We start from the raw sequence: 17081 nt of genomic DNA on the forward strand, positions 1-17081 counted from the left end.
TTTTCATGATGTTCTCCTCCTCCGTTTTATTTCAAGCAGCCGTGCTCGACCGCCCTCCTTCTCGCAGCGTCGAGCCGCGAACCTCCACCGAGCACGCCAGGCGCAAAGTCCTGACGGGATCGGCATTCCCTCCCATTCGACGGGAGAGCTGCTGCCAGGCGGCCGTTGCCATTTCCTCAATTGGCTGACGGACGGTGGTAATTGCGGGTCGAACAAGGCGCATCCATTCGGCCTCGTCGAAACAGGCAAATGCGAGATCGCCGGGCGCGGAAAGACCGAGATCGGTCATCGTCTGATAGGCGATCAGCGCGGTGATGTGATCGAGCGCGAAAAGCGCTTCCGGCCGCCGCTGGGTCAGCATCTCGTGCAGTCGCTGGCGAATGCCTTTCGTCTCCAGCCCGACTTCAAGCATGGAGAGAGCCATGCCCCCGGCGGCCGAGGCCGCGCCCTCCCAGCGTTCGCGAATGTTGCTGATCGACAGCATGCTGCCGGCAACCGTGCAAGACCGATAGCCTTGCTCCGAGAGATGGGCGCTGATTGCGGCTGCCGATTGTGCATTGTTGACGGCGATGAGGTCGAAATCCGGCTCGTCCGGCAAGCGGTCCACGACGACGATCGGCATGTGCATGGATGAGGGCGTCCGATGACTGAGCGCGCCGTCGCAGGGAATGACGATCAGGCCGGCGGGCCGCCAGGAACGGATGGCGTGCAGGCGCTCCTTTTCCTGCTCCACGTCGTTCGCGGCGCTGACGACCAGTAGATCGAAGCCATCCTCTCTGGCGAGCGTTTCAAGGGTGGAAACGAAGGTGCCGAACATCGGGTTGGAAAGATCGGGCACCACAACGCCGGCGAGCGAATGTTTACCGGAGCGCAGTCGGGAGGCGTTGCTGTCGGTCACATAACCGAGTTCGGCAACCACGCTGCGGACGCGTTCGATCAATTCGGGCGCCACGCTTGGCTTTGCGTTCAAGACGTTCGAAACCGTCGCGGGAGAGACCCCCGCGCGCTCGGCAACTGTCTTGATCGAAACCGGTGGTCTGCGCTTCAACGTGCTTTCCCGGCGGTGCCGAGCCTCCCGTAAAACGTTTTATGAAAAGCTAGACTTTCCGTTCGAGCGTGTCAATATTGCTCCGGTTAGCACTTTTTTGGGGTGGCTGATCGTGCGGCGTGGAACCTGAGGCGCCGTCGGAGATGGAGGAGGAGACATTCAATGAACAAGCTCGGTGTGCATGCATTCGTCTGGGAAAAGGGCTGGAGCAGGGAAGAGAGCACGCGTGCGATCGCCCGCTCTGCCGCGACCGGATACGACCTGATCGAAGTCTCGGCGATGGATATGAACGAGATCGATCCCGCCCATACGCGGGCAGAGCTGGATAAGCATGGATTGGGATGCACGTTCTCGTTCGGGATGGGCGCGGAGGAGGATATTTCGAGCAACGATCCCGATAAGATGAAGCGGGGCGAAGCCAAGCTGGAGCGCGCGGTGGCGCTCGCCCGGGATCTCGGCGCGACCCACATTGCCGGCATTCTCTATTCCGCTTTCCAGAAATATGCCGTGCCGCCGACTGCCGACGGCATCAGCCATTCCGTCGATATCCTTCGCCGCGTAGCGGAGAAGGCAGCGGCTAGCAACGTCACGCTGGGGCTGGAAGTGGTCAATCGCTATGAGACCAATGTCCTCAACACGGCCGCCCAAGGCGTCGAGATGTGCAAGCGCATCGGCGCGCCGAACGTCAAAGTCCATCTCGACGTCTACCACATGAACATCGAGGAATCGGATATCTCGCAGGCGATCATCGAGACGGGCGATTACCTCGGCTATTTCCACACCGGCGATTCCCATCGCGGCTATATGGGGTCTGGCTCGATCGATCTGGCAAGCGTATTTCGGGCGCTGGTGAAGGCGAATTACGAGGGGCCGATCACGTTCGAATCCTTCTCGTCGCGTGTCGTCGGCCAGCCGCTTGAGGGGATCCTCGGCATCTGGCGCAACCTTTGGGAAGACAGCGAGGATCTCGCGGCCCATGCCCTCATGTATACCAAGGCGCAGCTGAAGGCGGCGCAGGAGGCGCAAAACCAGAAGGCACGAAGCCGCTTGCCCGCATAGGCCGGCACAAGAGGCTTTTTCGTTTATCCCGAGGCCGCATGTCGTTCACGCGGCCCCTAATGCCTAGCCATGGCGATAGGCCCATTCGGATAGCGCGCTCATGCCCAATCGTTGCATGAGTTCATAGGCAACCCGGCGGTTGATGGGATTGTGCAGCCGGATGACCTTGGAGCCCAGAAAATCCATCTCGGCCTGCTCGAACGGCTTGAGATGCGCGGCCTCCCGGACTGCCGTCTGATAGAGATCGTGAAACTCTCGGCGGCAGACATAGGTCTTATATTTCGTCATGCAGAAGGCCGCGAATGTATCGCTGTTCCTGCGCAGAAAATCCGAGACACCGATGGTGACTTCCGGCCATGCAGGATTGAACGTGTCGTCGAAAGCGATGATGCCGTGATCAGCCAGAACGTTTTTCGCCAGGCGGCTATCGGCGACCACATGATGGAGCAGATGCCCTCCGTCGATGCTAAAGAAGCGAACCTTGCCGATCTTGTCGGTGATCGCCTCTGGATCGAGCCTGGTGCTATCACCGGATATGACGAGTTCCTCGTCAACGGGGATGCCCAGCGATTTGCCGTTGTCGAGGAAACGTCGGTACTGCGCGTCATCTTCCTCGATATCGAAAAGGTCGATGGCCAGAACGTTGTTGTCCGGCGCGCTGAGTTTGCGCAGCAGAAAGTAGGAGCGGCCATAATAGACGCCGATCTCGGCAAGACCGCCGGACAGGTTCTCTTCCCTTTGTTTCTCTATCAGCGACAAAAAGACCAGGGCGTCTGGCGGATCAATGTAGCCATCGATTTTCTGCAGATCGTGAAACACAAATTTCCGAACGTTCGACTTCAAAATCCAAAACCTCGCTGATTATCGTCATGCATCGCGCAGATCGTTGCCTGCCTTTCGGTCCGCACGCGGATCGGAAGTGAAATGCAGATCCTCTCCAAAACATTTCTGAAATGTTGCTGGATATCTCCTGTTTGTTGCAAACCTCGCGAAATTGGGGCGTACACACGCCAATGCGAGCGCAGTCAGGGTAGAATCCGGTTTTTCTGGCGCGTTGCGTATCGCGGTTGCGCAGGTTGGATATTGTCGTCGGAGGGTTGCGCCGGGCGCCAGCCGCCGGTTCGGATATGAACGCAGGCGTGATTACATAACTGGTTCCAGACATTATTAGCGCATCGCCTGTGTGCTGCGATGCAGACTAGCTACATGCGAAGGTGCTTTCAGGATGTATTATGCTGTCAGCCCTCACATCTGCCCGATGCCGCTCAGGCCTATGAGCGCACCGGCGGCCAGTACGATCAGCGGATGAATGCGGGTCATGGTGGTTGCCAAGGCAGCGAGTATGACAATGCCCGCCAGTATCCATTCCTGGGCCGACGCCTCGGTGATGACGGACGCGCTGGCGGTAACAAGGCCCGCCGTCATGGGCACGAGCCCGGCCTGCGCGATGCGCCGCCAGGGACGGTCCTTGAAGCGTTCCCAGACATGTAGGGCAATCCCGGTCAGAATCGAGGACGGTCCGAACTTGGCCAGCGACGTCACAAGCACGCCGGGCCAGCCTGCCACATGCCAGCCGACGAGCGGCACGATCATCATGTTCGGACCGGGGGCGGCCTGCGCGAGAGCGAACATCGCGCCGAATTGTTGGGCCGACATCCAGTGATGGATATCGACGACCTGCCGCTGCATCTCGGGCAGGATGGTGTTGCCGCCGCCGAAGGCGAGCAGCGAGAGCTGCGTGAAGATCACGACCAAGGCAAGAAGCGTGGCCATCATGATTGCAGCCTCCATGTGAGCAGGATGCTGAGCGGCGCAAGCACCAGCATGGTCGGCAATAGGGGCAGTCGCAGAACCGCGATAGCGAGGAAACAGAGGGCGGCAATGGCGATGGCAGCGGGTTTGCGGCGCAAGGGCAAGACGATCTTGATCGCCATGGACACCAGGAGACCGGCGGCAGCGGCGGCCAGCCCGGCGAACAGATGCCGGACATGCGCATCATCGTAAAAGCGGTCATAAAGCATGCCCAGCGCGATGACGATGACGGTCGGAGCGGCGATGAGCCCGAGAAGCGCGGCGAAGGCACCGATAACACCGCGAAATTTAAGGCCGATGGCGACCGACATGTTGATGATGTTGCCGCCCGGCAGGAACTGACACAGGCCGAGAAGATCGGTGAATTCTTCGCCACTCAGCCAGCGGCGCTCTTCGACCACCATCCGCCGCGCCAGGGGCAGCACGCCGCCAAAACCGATCAGGCCGAGAAATAGGAAGCCGGTGAACAGTTCGGTCGATGTCGGCGTATTGCGCTCGACGATATCAGGGGGAGCAGAAACTGCCATAATCTATCCTGTCGTTTCGTCTTTGAAGTCTCCCAGCAGGATAAGCCTCGCGCGAGCTAACGTCCAATATATGGATAACGGCGTTCCCATATGTTATGCATATGCTTATGATCGAACTTCGCCATCTCCGCTATGCCGTCGCCGTTGCCGACGCCGGGCATATTACCCGCGCCGCCGAGCAGTTGGGTATCCAGCAACCGCCGCTTAGCCAGCAAATACGCGCGCTGGAAGCCATGATCGGCACGCCATTGTTCCACCGCCTGCCGCGTGGAATGGCGCTGACCGCCTCTGGGCAGACCCTGGTGGAAAGGGCGCGCATTATTCTGGCGGATGTGGATCTCGCCATTGAGGCCACGCAACGTTCGGCGCGCGGCGAGCAGGGCAATCTTGCCATCGGCTTCACCAGTTCGGCTGCATTTCATCCGCTGGTGTCCTCGCTGGTCCGTTCCCTCAAGCAATCGGCGCCGGACGTGGCGCTTGCTCTTGATGAAGGGAGTACAGGAGATCTTATCGAGGCCCTGCGCGCAGAACGGCTTGACGTCGCCTTCGTCCGTTCGCCGGTCGACGCTTCGGCGGGACTGGTGATCGAACCCATTCTTGACGAGGAAATGCTAGTGGCGCTGCCGGATCAGCATCCTCTGGTGACGGGGGCAGTCTCACGCCGCAGGCACGGCATATCCTCGCGGCGCATCCCGCTTCTCGATCTGGCGAACGAGACCTTCATTCTCTACCGGCGTCCGTCAGGCCCCGGATTATACGACAGCATCATTGCGGCATGCCGCGCTGCCGGTTTCAGCCCGCGAATCGGGCAGGAGGCGCCGCGCTTGCTATCGACTCTGAGCCTCGTCGCCGCCAGCCTCGGGATTTCGATCATCCCTGAATCCATGGCGCGTCTGGAAGCGAATGGCATCGTTTATTTTCGGATCGAGAAGGCGGCCGGTCTGGTTGCGCCGCTACATCTTGCCTATAGGGACGAGGCGCCGTTCGGGGTCGTCAGGCGCTTTATCGAGAGCGTGCGGCAGCATCGGTAATGCGGGCGCAACCGACCGGCCGCGTGAATCGCGGATCGGCACCCTCGCGGAAGCGGTCTAATTCAGCGACCGGCGATTTCGGTACCTTGGTCGGTGTATGTAACTTCACCAAGCCGAGCCTTCAGCCGGTTTTCCTGACGACGCTTGGTATAGGCCGTGCTGCGCGCCGCGGTCTCCTGCACCAGGGGATCATTGCGCATGTCGACGGCGGCGATGGCTTCGTCGGTATAGGGAAAGAGATCCTGACGGCCCCAGGCGCGCCAGGCTTTGGCGACGGTGAGACGCAGCCGGATATAGGTATAGGCATAGGCTGCAATGGTGCGCGCGAAGCGCCAGCCATAGCGGGCATAGAAGGGAATCGGATTTTCGAGCGGCATGCCATAGCGCCGCTCATGGCGATCGATGATACGGCCGAGCCCGAATTCAGCGAAAGCAACGCCCTCGCGCCGTGGTCCCTCGCGATAGGCAATCAGATTGTACAGAGTCGTCAGCCGCATGCCGTTCTTGAGCTGTACCCGGCGCTTAAACACCCGCTCCATATGTTCGAAGTCGTAATAGCGCGCGCTGGCCTCGTGGAAAACGGCGTCGAGTTCGGCGTCGCTCATGCGTGGATGATGGGTGACCCGGTGATTGAGGTCATATTTGTTGAAGTCGGGGTCCATCCATACGCCCGCATCCTTCATCTTCTTGTGATCCTCGCTGCCGGGCAGCGGGGTCAGGATGTTGAAATAGAGGACGTCGATCGCCAGTTCCCGCTTGATCAGATCGACATCGCGCAGGATGGATTCCCGGGTATCGGCCGGGAAGCCGATGATGTAGCCACAACTGACCACGACGGGATGCCGCTTCCAGTCCAGCATCATTTCGCGATATTCCTCGATGCGGTTCTGGCGTTTTTTGGCGGCTTCCAGATTGTCGGGGTTGATGTTTTCCAGCCCGATGAAGATCAGTCTCACCCCGGCCTTCACCACCTTGTCGATAAAGCCCGGAATGCGGTGCGCCATGGTGTCGACCTGTATCAGCAGTCGAACCTCCAGCCCCTCCCGCTCGCGCAGTTCGATCAGCCTGTCGCAATAGGCTTCCCAGTTGCGGTTGCGGGCGAAATTGTCATCGGTCACGAAGAATTTGGTGACGCCGGCTGCTGCGTTCAGGCGAACAATTTTCTCAAGCTCGTCTGCCGTGCGGAAGCGGCTATGACGACCCTGCACATTGATGATGGTGCAGAAGGAACATTCGAACGGACAGCCGCGACCGAGATCAAAGCTCGACCAATGCGTGAAGGAGCGCCGCACGATCGGCCCCGGCAGGAGCGGCACCGGCGAACCCGGCAGGACCGGCTCCTTCTTGAGGTGGTTATAGAGCGGCTTCAGCGTGCCGGCCAAGGCGTCTTGCAGCACGGCATCCAGGCGGTCGGGCTCGGCCTCGCCGGCAAATTGGCTGACGCCCAATTCGCGGGCCAGAGCCAGCTCCTCCGCATCTTCGCCGAGCATGGCGACACAGCCGGACACATGGAAACCGCCGATACAGACCGGCACGCCGGCTTGACGCAAAGGCCGCGCAATGTCCATTGCCCGAGGATATTGGTTGGTCTGTACGCCGACGAGCATGACAATAGCCCGTGTTCCCTCAGTGCTATGGCTCTTCAGGATGGCTGGAATGTCGACCCGCGTATTTGTTTCGTCGATGGCATGGACCTGTACATCAACCCCCGCACCGAACACGCCGCGCGATGCTGCATCGTCGACCAAAGCCCAGACACAGGCGAGCGAATTGGAGGGAATCGCCGAGCGGATCCAGCGGATCGGATAACCGTTATCATCATACCGCGTGGCCTTGATAAGCCATATGTCGACACGGCTTATCGGGACTGCTGGAGAAAGACCGTCATTCGTCGACTCGATAAGTGGATGCCCCCGCATGCGATGCCCCCAAAATCCAGCTACTTCTAATTTAGCTTTATGCACTCCTCTTGCTACGTCAAGGGGATATTAGAAGATCTTTATGTGGCGGACGCCAAAGTGGCGCGAATATAGGGGCGCTGGCCAATGTGCGACACTGGAAGCGCTTTAAACCTGAGTGCGCAGGATCGTCACAGGACGGCGGCCTATGGGTGGCCAACTCGCGAAGGGGCTGGATCGCAAACCGGCCGTGTAACCTTTAGCTCGACCGGAGCGACGGCTTGTCGGCTGCGGGCGGTTGTGAATGTCACCGGATTCGGTAGTAACTGGAGCGCGGGGAAACCCGTGCTCCAGGGGCAACGGCTCGGCGGCGTGAGCCGCGGCCGGTCCGCTTGTTTGGCGTTATGCCTGTCTCGCCTTGCGGCTGGCATAGCGACGGTCGCGCTCAGCCTTCCGGGCTGCCTCGTCCTCGATCTCGCGAGCGATGCGGTCTTTCTCCGCCGTCTCGCGTGCCTCGATCTCGGCCTTAGCGGCGGCTTCAGCGGCAGCCTGATGTTCTATGGCCTCAGCCTTCAGGCGCTCGCGTTCCTCGATCTTTGCCCGCTGCTGCTCGGCGTGTCGCTTTTCCCTGGCGGCGGCAACGGCCTGGCGCTCCGCCTGCTTGGCAAGTTTGGCGGGATCGTTGCTGTCTTTTGCAGCGCGAAAGGCGTTAAGAAGAGCAGCTTTCGCTTCCTTGGCCGCGCCGCGGCGATCGGAAAGTTCGTTGTTTCTGGCGTTTTTCAATGCTCGGTCCTGGTTGTTTGTCTTCTAAGCCGAAGCTCAGATTTTTCCTGCGCGTTTTGCGGCGAGGGCAGTGGCCACTTTCAGCCGCGTCTCGGATTCCTTTGCCTCGCGGGCCTCCCGCAGCCGCACGGTCTTTTCCTGCCGCGCGCGGACAAGCGAGTCAAGTTCGTCGACCGCGCTGTTGCGAGCAAAGAACTGCGACTGCGCGTCACCGAACGCAATTTCCGCCTGCTGGCGAGACTTGCTGTGTTTTTCTGTCATGGCACGTCCTGGATTTGGGGGCCGCTACTGCATAATTCCTTAAATCGGTAGCGATTTAAGGATAAAATTATGCAGCAGATTTAAAGTGCTACAGCGACCTATGCGCGTCACATATGACGCGCGACGCTGTAGGCGGGCATCAATAAAAAAGGCCAGGCAACTTGCCTGACCTCGTTGGTATCATGCTCTCGACAGTGCCGGTACATCCGCGGTCAAAGGAAAGCAGATCTCAATTCAAGCAGCCTGGAGGTTGCAAGCGGACATTTTGCCCGACTTGTTGTCGCGCTCAAGTTCGTAGCCGATCTTCTGGCCTTCGACGATTTCGCGCATTCCGGCGCGCTCGACGGCAGAGATGTGAACGAAGGCGTCAGCGCCGCCGTCGTCAGGCTGGATGAAGCCGAAGCCCTTTGTGGAATTAAACCATTTAACTGTGCCAGTGGTCATGATGAACCCTTTCATAGCAATATTAAAGAACCACGGCGCCAATGCGTCGCGGATGATGACAGCGATTTTTGAAAGGAAGGTTCGTTCAGGGCGCGGTGCTAAACGCGCGGTAACCAAAGCTCAGCAAGCAAATATCGACAAATTCACCCTAGGCTTGCCAATCGCGTTTGTCAACTTTTAGTTTTTGTCACGTTTGATTGCATTATAAGGTTGTATTTTTCGGCCCTACAATTCAGCCAGGATCAATGGCGGTCCGCTTTGATTCCGTTGACAGCAGCATCGATCTCGCGAAGCCCGCATTATATCGTACAGGAGTGACGCCGTCTGTATTGCGGATATTACACCCCGCAATACCGTGCACTGGCTGGAATTATGGAGGATGTGGGAGCGAACCGTTTGCCCATGGGGAGATGATTTTCATGAGAAATACACTTCTCCACTTCAAATTCTCCCATGCCTGCATTTTGTTTTGCGCAATCGCCCCTTCCAATGGTTTCTCCGAGGATATGCAGAATTCCGGCAGGCTATCAAATGCGGCTGAGATTCAGCGTGTCGTTTCACCACCCACGGGAACAGTGAACGCGCTGGATTATGGCCTCGTGAGTGACCCCTCCTGTGCGATTGACGCGACGAAATCGCTGAACGCGGCTGTCACGGCAGCCGCTGGCAGAAAAATCATTTTACCTTCGGGGACCTTTTGCCTGAACACGGCAACAAGTACTTTGAAAATTGCTTCCACCACGGAAATCCAGGGACAAGGTGCCGGAACCATTATCCAGGGGCACAACGGCGCGGGGATAGACAATGGAGGCGGCAGCGGCGCCATTATCTCCAACGCAATTGATGTTCAATCCTATGTCGGCTTCATCAATGACATCGGCGGAGGAGCGTACGGGACCTGGAGCAATATCTCCTCATATGGTGCCAAAAGCGACCCCAGAAACGGTCATCTAGATCAATCCGGAATTGGTTTTGCCACTTTTTCTCCGAATTCGGTTTACACCAACATCGCAGTCTATAATCCTGAAAACTATGGGATATGGAGCGATTTCCATGCTGATGATTCCGTATGGTCGAATGTCCTGGTCAAGAATCCAAAAAAATACTGCGTAAACTTCAAGGGGCCGGCGACATTCAATAATCTACAATGCACGGACCCCAGTGCTGCCGGATTGGCGGCATACCCCGCACTGCTCATCGATACCTCGGGAGCGCCGTGGGTCCAGAGTCTGACCATAAACAACTTCAGCCTGTCGGGGAAAAATCAGAGCGTCGCCATCCAGGCAACGAGCAGAACCACCAAGAACAACATGACGGGCCTGATTACGGCCGGTCCCTTGAGCGGCGTCAAGGCCGCATACAGCATCGACAGTGCGATTACTGGCTTGCAGATCGTCAGCAAAGGTGCGCATGGCGTTGGATATGGAACCCCCTTTGCCGCTTACCCATGGGATTTCGCTGGAACGCTGAGAGCGCAGGCATCCGCCGCAAATGCCTCTTGGAAAACCTGCGCCTATGGGGACAACACCTGTACCAACAGCGGCAATGTCTATATCGCCGACTTTGCCTCTCCGGGAAAACGTCTCGGCATGGGGTATGATCCAGTCAACGATCTCTTTGTTTTGCAAAGCATTGAGGCGGGCGGTCTCGCAAAGCCGCTGGCGCTTAATCCGTCTGGAGGCAGCGTCCAGATGGGGCAGCAATCATTGCCCACCAATGCCTCTACCGGCTTCCCGTATATACCTGCGACAGCCGGCGCTCCCACAGGCGTACCTACTCCAGTGAACGGTATGGTGCCCATGCAATACGATACGACCAATCATAAGTTCTGGATATATGACGGCGGTTGGAAGAGCGTCACCGTCAACTGACTTACATATTCGAAAGTGAGCGCCCGCTCCGTTTGTTCTTTGACCTTATGGAGCCCACCGGCTGCGGTTTGGTATTGTTGCGGGCGGAGCAGACCGCCGGTCTGAAGACGTGGTCGTCGGTTTTCGCAGAGATATGGTCGGGGTCTGAGACTTGCTCGCGCCGGTACTCTTGCCCCGCTTGCTCGGAGGGCGGCGGGGAGGGACGGTGCTGGTGCTCGGTTTGTTTGGCTTGCTCGCTCCCAAATGGCGGGCGATGGCATCGAAACCCGGTTGAACCGCGCGCTTCACCTCGGCCGTGAGTTCGTTCTCCATGTCGCAGGCGAGGGCGATCGCCTGCCAGTCGATCTTGCCGGCTCTTGTGGGGGGATGCGATCGAAACTGAACAAGGCCGACCATGTAGGCCCGGACGTTTTCGAACGTCCGCTGTTGCAGCAATGGCGCCAGCCGCAATGTACAGAAGTCAGAAATCTTGCGCTGGAAGATCTCTGGGGTGGAGGGGTGCTGGTAGGGGGCCATTCATGAATTCCTTGCATGCGACGCGGCGTGAACGCCGGGGTGTGGGCTGCTAAGGCAAGCGGGTTAACGAAACATAAACATTCGGCTTCTGATAAGAAAAAGAGCGACTTAACTTCCTGGCGCCAAATAGGGAAGACCTTCGTAGGTCGATTTGCGGCGCCGAAAACGTTATCGCCGACCGTGTCGTGCGAATGGATGCGTTCTATGGCATTTTCGGCACAGGCGACGTCGTTCTGTCACAATTTCCGTGATAGCAGGCTCGCTCGTCGAACGATTGGGGAGCCGGATCAAAATGATGAAAAGCAGTTCCACAATGCCCGAACGTCGCGGCCTCCACATTCAGTCGGGTGATCACCGCTGCCTCCTCAAATGGCATCGCGGACGGCGCTTTGCGGGTGACATCGCCTTCACCCGAGAGCGGATCGTCGAAGGGATGACGATTGGGGCCAGCATGGAAATCGACCTGCAGCGCTATGGCGGCGACGGCTTCGTTGTGCTGCATGACGAGGATCTGCATCCGGCGACCACTGGCAGCGGTTCGGTCCTCCGTGCCACGCGCGAAGATTTCGCCCATCTACATCTTCGCGATAGTGACGGAAACCAGACGGCTCACCCGATTCTGCTGCTTGAAGACCTGGCGGCTCTGATCCGTGATGACGGTTGTTCGCCGGACGCAGTGCTGCAACTGGATTTGAAAGCGCCGTCCTCCAGCATAGGCGAAGGCGATATTGCCGCCTTTGCGAAAGCGATTGCTCCGGTTACACGTTCCGTCATCCTTTCCGCCGGCGATGCCGAAGCGGTCGAACGGCTGTCGGAAGCCGTTCCTGATATGCCGATCGGCTACGACCCCTGCCATAATGGCGCGAGCGAACGGTTACGTGAAAACCGGGATTTCTCAGGCTTTGTTGCCGGTGCCATTGCTGCATCTCCGCGCGCGGAGATGATATATCTCGCCCACGAGCTGATATTATTCGCTGATGCTGAAGGGTTTGACCTGATTGGAGCATTTCACACCCATGGCCTGGAGGTGGACGCCTACACCATTCGCGCGGCAACAAAGGAAATGCTGCCGAAAGTGATGCGGCTTCTCGCACTTCGGGTGGACCAGATCACCACTGACGATCCGGTAGGGCTGGAAGTGCTGGTAGCAGCAGAAAACTCAGGGAAATAAATCTAGGCTGTTCTGGACTAACCTAAAGCGGCGCGTCCCGCCCAACCGGAACCGGATGGGCAAGGACGGCGTTGGCGTCTTATAGGCCGCCCCGGTGAAGAGGCGTTGTCGCGGTAGGTGCTCACGCCGCGGCAGAGGGCAGAGCCTCGTTGTGGTTCGCCGGCGTTGCGTCTTGCGTGGCATGAACCGCCTGGGCGGGCGTGCCGGCCCAGGCGGTGCCTGCCGGAATGGTCTCGCCTTTCATCACGAAGGTCAGGAGACCGATTTCGGCGAAATCTCCGACGCTGGCATCATGCAGCACGGTACTGCCGGAGCCGATCGTCACCCCTGCGCCGATCTTGATCCTGCCAACCTTCATGATGCGGTCTTCATAGAGATGCGTCTGGGGGCAGGAGCCCATGTTGAGGACGGCGTGATCGCCAATTTCCGTGCAATCGAACTCGCAGATATCGGTCGTGTTGATCCAGGTGCCGCGGCCGATCTTGGTGCCGAAGGGGCGCAGCAGCCACGGTAGGAAAGGCGTGCCGCGCAGATAATCCAGCAGCGCTTTGCTGGCGAGTCCGCCATAGAAGACTGCGACGGCCTCCGTACGCATCGCCCACCAGGACCACATCGGCTTGTTCATGGGCTTGTAGGTGCCGATCAAGGTCCATTTGAACGCGACCGCCACCAGATAGAGGATGCCGGACGTTGCCAGTCCCGTTGCCATCAGCATCCAGAACAACCGGCCCCAGGCTCCGTCATCGATCGCATTCGCCAGGAGATTGGCGGTTGCCATCGCCATCACGATGAGGATGGCCGTCGGCAACGAGGTGTGCATGGCTTCGAACGCCACACGCACGAGGCGCATGCGCAACGGTGGCGCATAGGTGCTAGCCGCCGCTGCCTGCAGCTTCTGGCGGGTTGGCAACTGGAAGGCCGGGCTGCCGCACCAGGTTTCACCGGCCTTGACATGCAGGCTATCGGGCAGCCTCGTCTTGATGCCCACCAGCGCATCATCCTCAATCACCGCGCCCTGCGAGATAACGGAGGAATTGCCGAAGAAGCAGCGGTCGCCGGTCTTGAGGCGCTCAAGGATCATCCAGCCATTGCGGATCTCCTCATCGCCGAAGACGGTTTCGTCGCCGATGAAATTATCGCGGCCCATCTCGATAAGGTCGTAGCGACCGGCGAAACTTGCCGAAATTTCCGTACCCTTGCCGATCTTGGCGCCCATCAGGCGATACCAGTTGCGCATGAAGACGGTGGCATAGAGCGAATTGAGGGTTTCGAGCATCGCCTCCGTGGTCAGGCCGACGACCCATTTGCGGAAATAGAGATTGCCGAAGATGGAATAGCGGCCGGGCACAACACGGGGCAGCAGCACCCAGCGCAACAAGACGACGACGGCCATCGACACGACGATCAGCACAAGGGCCGCGGGCCAGGCGAGGGTGGTGACCATCCACCAGGAAAGAGGTTCATCAGTGCCGGGCGACAGCATCTGCTGCACGGCAGAGAACAGGAAGAAGGCCGGGAAGATCGGCAGCAGCCCAATGACCAGGCTCAGATTGTAGGCGACGAAATAGCTTGCGAACTGGAACGCGCGCGCCACGGCCCCGAGTTCGGGATGGGCGGGTTCGGAGGAGGGCTCCACTTCCGAGGTCTGGCGAGCTGGCGAACCATCCCAACGCGTATGGGCTTTGACATTTGTGCCTGCCGCTATGGCCGTCAGATCGCCGATTTCAGCGCCATCGCCGATCTTGACGTTGTGGCCGATCACGCAGCCATTGCCGATCTGCACACCTTCGCCGATATCGATGGTGCCGACATGGATCTGGTTGCCGATGACTTCGACGTTCGCGAGCTTGAGCTTGACGCCAAGGCTAGACCTGGCGCCGATACGCACCAGATCGATTGCACCTTCCTCGAATTCATCGATCATCACGTCGCGGCCGACATCGGCGCCAAGCGCGCGCATATAGAGGCGGATCAGCGGTGAGCCCTTGAGGAATTTGGGCGCCGTGAGCTGGACGATGCGCTGCATCAGCCAGATGCGGAAGTAATAGCTACCCCACAAGGGGTAAACGCCGGGACGTGTGCGGCCGATGATGAGCCATTTGAGGCCGACAACCATCAGCTTCTCGCCAAGGTTCAGGCCGACATAGATGGCGCCGAGAATGAGCATCTCATCCCACATCGGAGTGCCATCCTGAATGAGCAGGATAGAGGCCAGCAGCAGGCCGATCCATTGCAGCGTGGCAAGCGCGATGATGAAGGGCAGCACGGCAGCCTGAGCCAGACCGCAGAGGAAGCGCCGGCGCCAGGGAACGGGCGTGAAATCGACGCGATCCGGCTCGGACGAGGGATCGATACCCGCTTCCAGGATCGCTGCGATGCCTCTGAGAGTGCGGCCGGCATAGACGTCGCGCAGCGCGATGCCCGCAAGCGGCTTGATCTTGCGGACTTCGGATACAAACCGGGCGGCCAGCATGGAATGGCCACCGAGCTCGGTGAAAAAATCGGCTTCGAAGTTGACCACGCGGACGCGCAGCACTTCGATTGCTGCCTTCAGGAGCTGTGCCTCGGCCCAGCTGCGGGGCGGTTCCTGGGCTTGGGTCGTCTGATCGTTCGCCAGCGGTATGGCGGCAAGCGTCTTCCTGTCGATCTTGCCGGAGGCCAGCCGTGGCAGCGACACATGGCTCTGCCATGCGGCGGGAACCATGTAGGGCGGCAGCTTGGTTGCCAAGGCGGCACGCGCCTTTTCGCGATCGAAAGCGTTGCCCGACGCCACGACATGGGCAACCAGCATGTCTTCGCCGTCGGGTGTGCGGTGAACCACGACCGAGGCCGTCTTCACCTCCGGGAGTTCGCCGATGACGGTTTCGATTTCGCCGAGTTCGATGCGGTATCCGCGTATCTTTACCTGATCGTCGATGCGCCCGAGGAAGTGAAGCTGGCCTTCCTCGTCCATCAGCACGGCATCGCCGCTGCGATAGAGTACCGGATCGCCATGAGGGGCAAAGGGGTTCGCCACGAACTTGGAGGCGGTAAGCTGCGGCAGGTTCCGGTATCCGGCCGCGACACCCGGCCCACCGATGAGCAGTTCCCCGGCATCACCACGCGGAACGAGCGCCAGGTTTTCGTCGACGACATAGGCTGTCATGTTGGCGATCGGGCCGCCGATCGTAATCGGTCGCGATGGGGCGAGTTCGGCGTAGGTCGCCACGACTGTCGTCTCGGTCGGACCGTAGGTATTGATCAGGCGACGGCCGGGCCGCGAAAACCGGCTGACGATCGCGGGCGGACATGCCTCGCCGCCGACGATGATGATGCGCAGGCTTTCGACATCCCGCTCCAGCATGGTGAGCAGCGTCGGTACCGTGTCGATGACTGTAATCTTTTCCGCTTCGAGAACGTCTGCAAGCCGATCCAGTTCGGCCATGACAGCCGCGGTCGCCACCTTCAGGGTCGCACCGACCAGATAGGGTACGAATATCTCTTCCAGAGAGAGATCGAAGGCAATCGACGCCTGCTGAAGAACGATATCCGATCCGTTGATCCCGAGGATATCGTTGCCTGCCCTGAGATAGTGGCAGATATTTCGATGCGAAATGACGATCCCTTTTGGCTTGCCGGTGGAGCCGGACGTGTAGATCGCGTAGGCGGGATCGTTATGGGTAGCAGCGCGCGGCACAATGTCCGTGATATCTTCGGCAAGCAGCGTTTCAAGCAGAAGAGTTTCACCGTCAAAAGCCGGCGCGAACTCCGCCGGCCCGTCATGGGTCAACAGCCATTTGGCACCGCAATCCACAAGGCTCGTCGCCACACGGTCCGCGGGTGCGGCGGCATCGAATGGAATATAGCCAGCGCCCGCCTTGAGGATCGCGAGAAGCGCGACATGCAGTTCGAGAGAGCGTTGAAACCACAGGCCGACGAAGTCGCCCGGGCCGATGCCGCGCAAGCTGAGGGCGCGGGCAACTCGATCCGACAGCCGGTCAAGCTCGGCATAGGTCAAGGTTTGATCGGTTCCGATCAAGGCAAGTGCCGTTTTGTCCGGGGCGCGGGCGACCGTCGCCTTGAATATATCCACCAGTGTCTCGTCGCGAATGAACTCAGGTCGGATATTGCCGGAGAATACGGAGAGGCTGGCATTTGAGGTAATCGACGACATCTGGATAGTCATGTAACTTCTGCGACACTTGTGTTGACACGATCGGGACTCGATCCGTCGATGCTTATATACCTTTCAATTTGCAGCTCTCTTACTGGCGCTGTCAGCGAACTGTAAGGTTGGCGCAGCTATGCTAGGGTAGCCGCGGGCCTTGCCTGCGCGGCAGTGTCGAAAGAAGGATGAATGGCGTTGTGCATCTATGGGCAAAGAGCCGGCTGGCCCCGCTGGCTGGCTGTTCTTTTGGCGGCGACTTTGCTGTGCTTCGAAAGCGTGAATGCCTCGGCCAATCCGCACAACAATGTCTCGGTTGAAGCGGCGGAGGCTCTCCGACCGTTGCGTGACATATATGCCGTCGTCGCACGTGAAATGCCGGGCCGGGTGCTACGCATCAAACGGATACGCCGCGCGGGGCATCAGGCCTATGCGGTGCGCGTGCTGAGAGCGGATGGAAAACGTGGCGACATCGTGCTGGATGGCTCTACGCTCGCCGTGATTGAAAGACACTGA

At 59.2% G+C, this 17081-nt stretch carries 15 protein-coding genes; 5 read left to right on the top strand and 10 right to left on the bottom strand.

The genetic code is table 11. The annotated features are described in order from the left end of the window. Nucleotides 1-31: 31 nt before the first annotated feature. Nucleotides 32-1048, bottom strand: a complete 1017-nt coding sequence (locus AB6803_RS01640) for a LacI family DNA-binding transcriptional regulator (protein ID WP_371107216.1) — start codon at nucleotides 1046-1048, stop codon at nucleotides 32-34. 162 nt (nucleotides 1049-1210) lie between these two features. Between AB6803_RS01640 and AB6803_RS01645 the strand changes: the two genes are divergently transcribed. Continuing rightward, on the top strand, nucleotides 1211-2107 hold the full coding sequence (locus tag AB6803_RS01645) for a sugar phosphate isomerase/epimerase family protein (RefSeq protein WP_371107217.1): 897 nt from the start codon (nucleotides 1211-1213) through the stop codon (nucleotides 2105-2107). 63 nt (nucleotides 2108-2170) lie between these two features. Here the strand turns inward: AB6803_RS01645 and AB6803_RS01650 are convergent, their stop codons facing one another. From AB6803_RS01650 to AB6803_RS01660, 3 genes are all read right to left on the bottom strand, one after another. Continuing rightward, nucleotides 2171-2950, bottom strand: a complete 780-nt coding sequence (locus AB6803_RS01650) for a class I SAM-dependent methyltransferase (RefSeq protein WP_371107218.1) — start codon at nucleotides 2948-2950, stop codon at nucleotides 2171-2173. A gap of 402 nt (nucleotides 2951-3352) precedes the next feature. Further along, on the bottom strand, nucleotides 3353-3883 hold the full coding sequence (locus tag AB6803_RS01655) for a chromate transporter (protein WP_371107219.1): 531 nt from the start codon (nucleotides 3881-3883) through the stop codon (nucleotides 3353-3355). After that, entirely contained in the window at nucleotides 3880-4446 is a 567-nt protein-coding gene (locus AB6803_RS01660; protein ID WP_371107220.1) for a chromate transporter, read from the bottom strand. The genes AB6803_RS01655 and AB6803_RS01660 overlap by 4 nt, the downstream gene beginning before the upstream one ends. Before the next feature lie 107 nt (nucleotides 4447-4553). Between AB6803_RS01660 and AB6803_RS01665 the strand changes: the two genes are divergently transcribed. Next, the gene (locus AB6803_RS01665) at nucleotides 4554-5477 is read left to right on the top strand and encodes a LysR family transcriptional regulator (protein ID WP_371107221.1); all 924 of its coding nucleotides are present in this window, start codon (nucleotides 4554-4556) and stop codon (nucleotides 5475-5477) included. A 62-nt stretch (nucleotides 5478-5539) separates the two neighbouring features. Here the strand turns inward: AB6803_RS01665 and AB6803_RS01670 are convergent, their stop codons facing one another. The 4 genes from AB6803_RS01670 to AB6803_RS01685 form a co-directional block, all read right to left on the bottom strand. Continuing rightward, nucleotides 5540-7396 (bottom strand): radical SAM protein, encoded by a 1857-nt coding sequence (locus AB6803_RS01670; protein WP_371107222.1) that lies wholly within the window; start codon nucleotides 7394-7396, stop codon nucleotides 5540-5542. Nucleotides 7397-7777: 381 nt separating this feature from the next. After that, nucleotides 7778-8158 (bottom strand): DUF6481 family protein, encoded by a 381-nt coding sequence (locus AB6803_RS01675; RefSeq protein ID WP_371107223.1) that lies wholly within the window; start codon nucleotides 8156-8158, stop codon nucleotides 7778-7780. Nucleotides 8159-8194: 36 nt separating this feature from the next. Continuing rightward, nucleotides 8195-8419 (bottom strand): hypothetical protein, encoded by a 225-nt coding sequence (locus AB6803_RS01680; RefSeq protein ID WP_371107224.1) that lies wholly within the window; start codon nucleotides 8417-8419, stop codon nucleotides 8195-8197. A gap of 234 nt (nucleotides 8420-8653) precedes the next feature. Continuing rightward, nucleotides 8654-8863 carry a cold-shock protein gene (locus AB6803_RS01685; RefSeq protein ID WP_003548109.1) on the bottom strand — a complete coding sequence of 70 codons (210 nt, stop codon included), beginning with the start codon at nucleotides 8861-8863 and terminating at the stop codon, nucleotides 8654-8656. A gap of 419 nt (nucleotides 8864-9282) precedes the next feature. Here AB6803_RS01685 and AB6803_RS01690 point away from each other — a divergent pair, with 419 nt between their 5' ends. Then, the gene (locus AB6803_RS01690; RefSeq protein WP_371107225.1) at nucleotides 9283-10734 is read left to right on the top strand and encodes a hypothetical protein; all 1452 of its coding nucleotides are present in this window, start codon (nucleotides 9283-9285) and stop codon (nucleotides 10732-10734) included. A 45-nt stretch (nucleotides 10735-10779) separates the two neighbouring features. On the opposite strand, the gene AB6803_RS01695 is transcribed toward AB6803_RS01690, so the two are convergent. Then, nucleotides 10780-11250 carry a hypothetical protein gene (locus tag AB6803_RS01695; protein ID WP_371107226.1) on the bottom strand — a complete coding sequence of 157 codons (471 nt, stop codon included), beginning with the start codon at nucleotides 11248-11250 and terminating at the stop codon, nucleotides 10780-10782. A 292-nt stretch (nucleotides 11251-11542) separates the two neighbouring features. Here AB6803_RS01695 and AB6803_RS01700 point away from each other — a divergent pair, with 292 nt between their 5' ends. After that, the gene (locus AB6803_RS01700; RefSeq protein ID WP_371107227.1) at nucleotides 11543-12421 is read left to right on the top strand and encodes a glycerophosphodiester phosphodiesterase; all 879 of its coding nucleotides are present in this window, start codon (nucleotides 11543-11545) and stop codon (nucleotides 12419-12421) included. Between the two features lie 121 nt (nucleotides 12422-12542). On the opposite strand, the gene AB6803_RS01705 is transcribed toward AB6803_RS01700, so the two are convergent. Next, a complete protein-coding gene (locus AB6803_RS01705; RefSeq protein ID WP_371107228.1) occupies nucleotides 12543-16586 on the bottom strand; it encodes a Pls/PosA family non-ribosomal peptide synthetase in 4044 nt (1347 codons plus the stop codon). A gap of 171 nt (nucleotides 16587-16757) precedes the next feature. On the opposite strand from AB6803_RS01705, the gene AB6803_RS01710 reads away from it, so the two are divergent. Further along, entirely contained in the window at nucleotides 16758-17081 is a 324-nt protein-coding gene (locus AB6803_RS01710) for a PepSY domain-containing protein (RefSeq protein ID WP_371107229.1), read from the top strand.

Origin of the sequence: Rhizobium sp. RCC_161_2, from assembly GCF_041355235.1 — a bacterium.
Taxonomy (GTDB): Bacteria; Pseudomonadota; Alphaproteobacteria; order Rhizobiales; family Rhizobiaceae; genus Rhizobium.

Coding starts and splice junctions, on each gene's coding strand:
- AB6803_RS01645 (WP_371107217.1), top strand. CDS start 1,211: ATGAACAAGCTCGGTGTGCATGCATTCGTCTGGGAAAAGGGCTGGAGC.
- AB6803_RS01655 (WP_371107219.1), bottom strand. CDS start 3,883: ATGATGGCCACGCTTCTTGCCTTGGTCGTGATCTTCACGCAGCTCTCG.
- AB6803_RS01660 (WP_371107220.1), bottom strand. CDS start 4,446: ATGGCAGTTTCTGCTCCCCCTGATATCGTCGAGCGCAATACGCCGACA.
- AB6803_RS01665 (WP_371107221.1), top strand. CDS start 4,554: ATGATCGAACTTCGCCATCTCCGCTATGCCGTCGCCGTTGCCGACGCC.
- AB6803_RS01670 (WP_371107222.1), bottom strand. CDS start 7,396: ATGCGGGGGCATCCACTTATCGAGTCGACGAATGACGGTCTTTCTCCA.
- AB6803_RS01680 (WP_371107224.1), bottom strand. CDS start 8,419: ATGACAGAAAAACACAGCAAGTCTCGCCAGCAGGCGGAAATTGCGTTC.
- AB6803_RS01685 (WP_003548109.1), bottom strand. CDS start 8,863: ATGACCACTGGCACAGTTAAATGGTTTAATTCCACAAAGGGCTTCGGC.
- AB6803_RS01690 (WP_371107225.1), top strand. CDS start 9,283: ATGAGAAATACACTTCTCCACTTCAAATTCTCCCATGCCTGCATTTTG.
- AB6803_RS01695 (WP_371107226.1), bottom strand. CDS start 11,250: ATGGCCCCCTACCAGCACCCCTCCACCCCAGAGATCTTCCAGCGCAAG.
- AB6803_RS01700 (WP_371107227.1), top strand. CDS start 11,543: ATGATGAAAAGCAGTTCCACAATGCCCGAACGTCGCGGCCTCCACATT.
- AB6803_RS01705 (WP_371107228.1), bottom strand. CDS start 16,586: ATGACTATCCAGATGTCGTCGATTACCTCAAATGCCAGCCTCTCCGTA.
- AB6803_RS01710 (WP_371107229.1), top strand. CDS start 16,758: ATGGCGTTGTGCATCTATGGGCAAAGAGCCGGCTGGCCCCGCTGGCTG.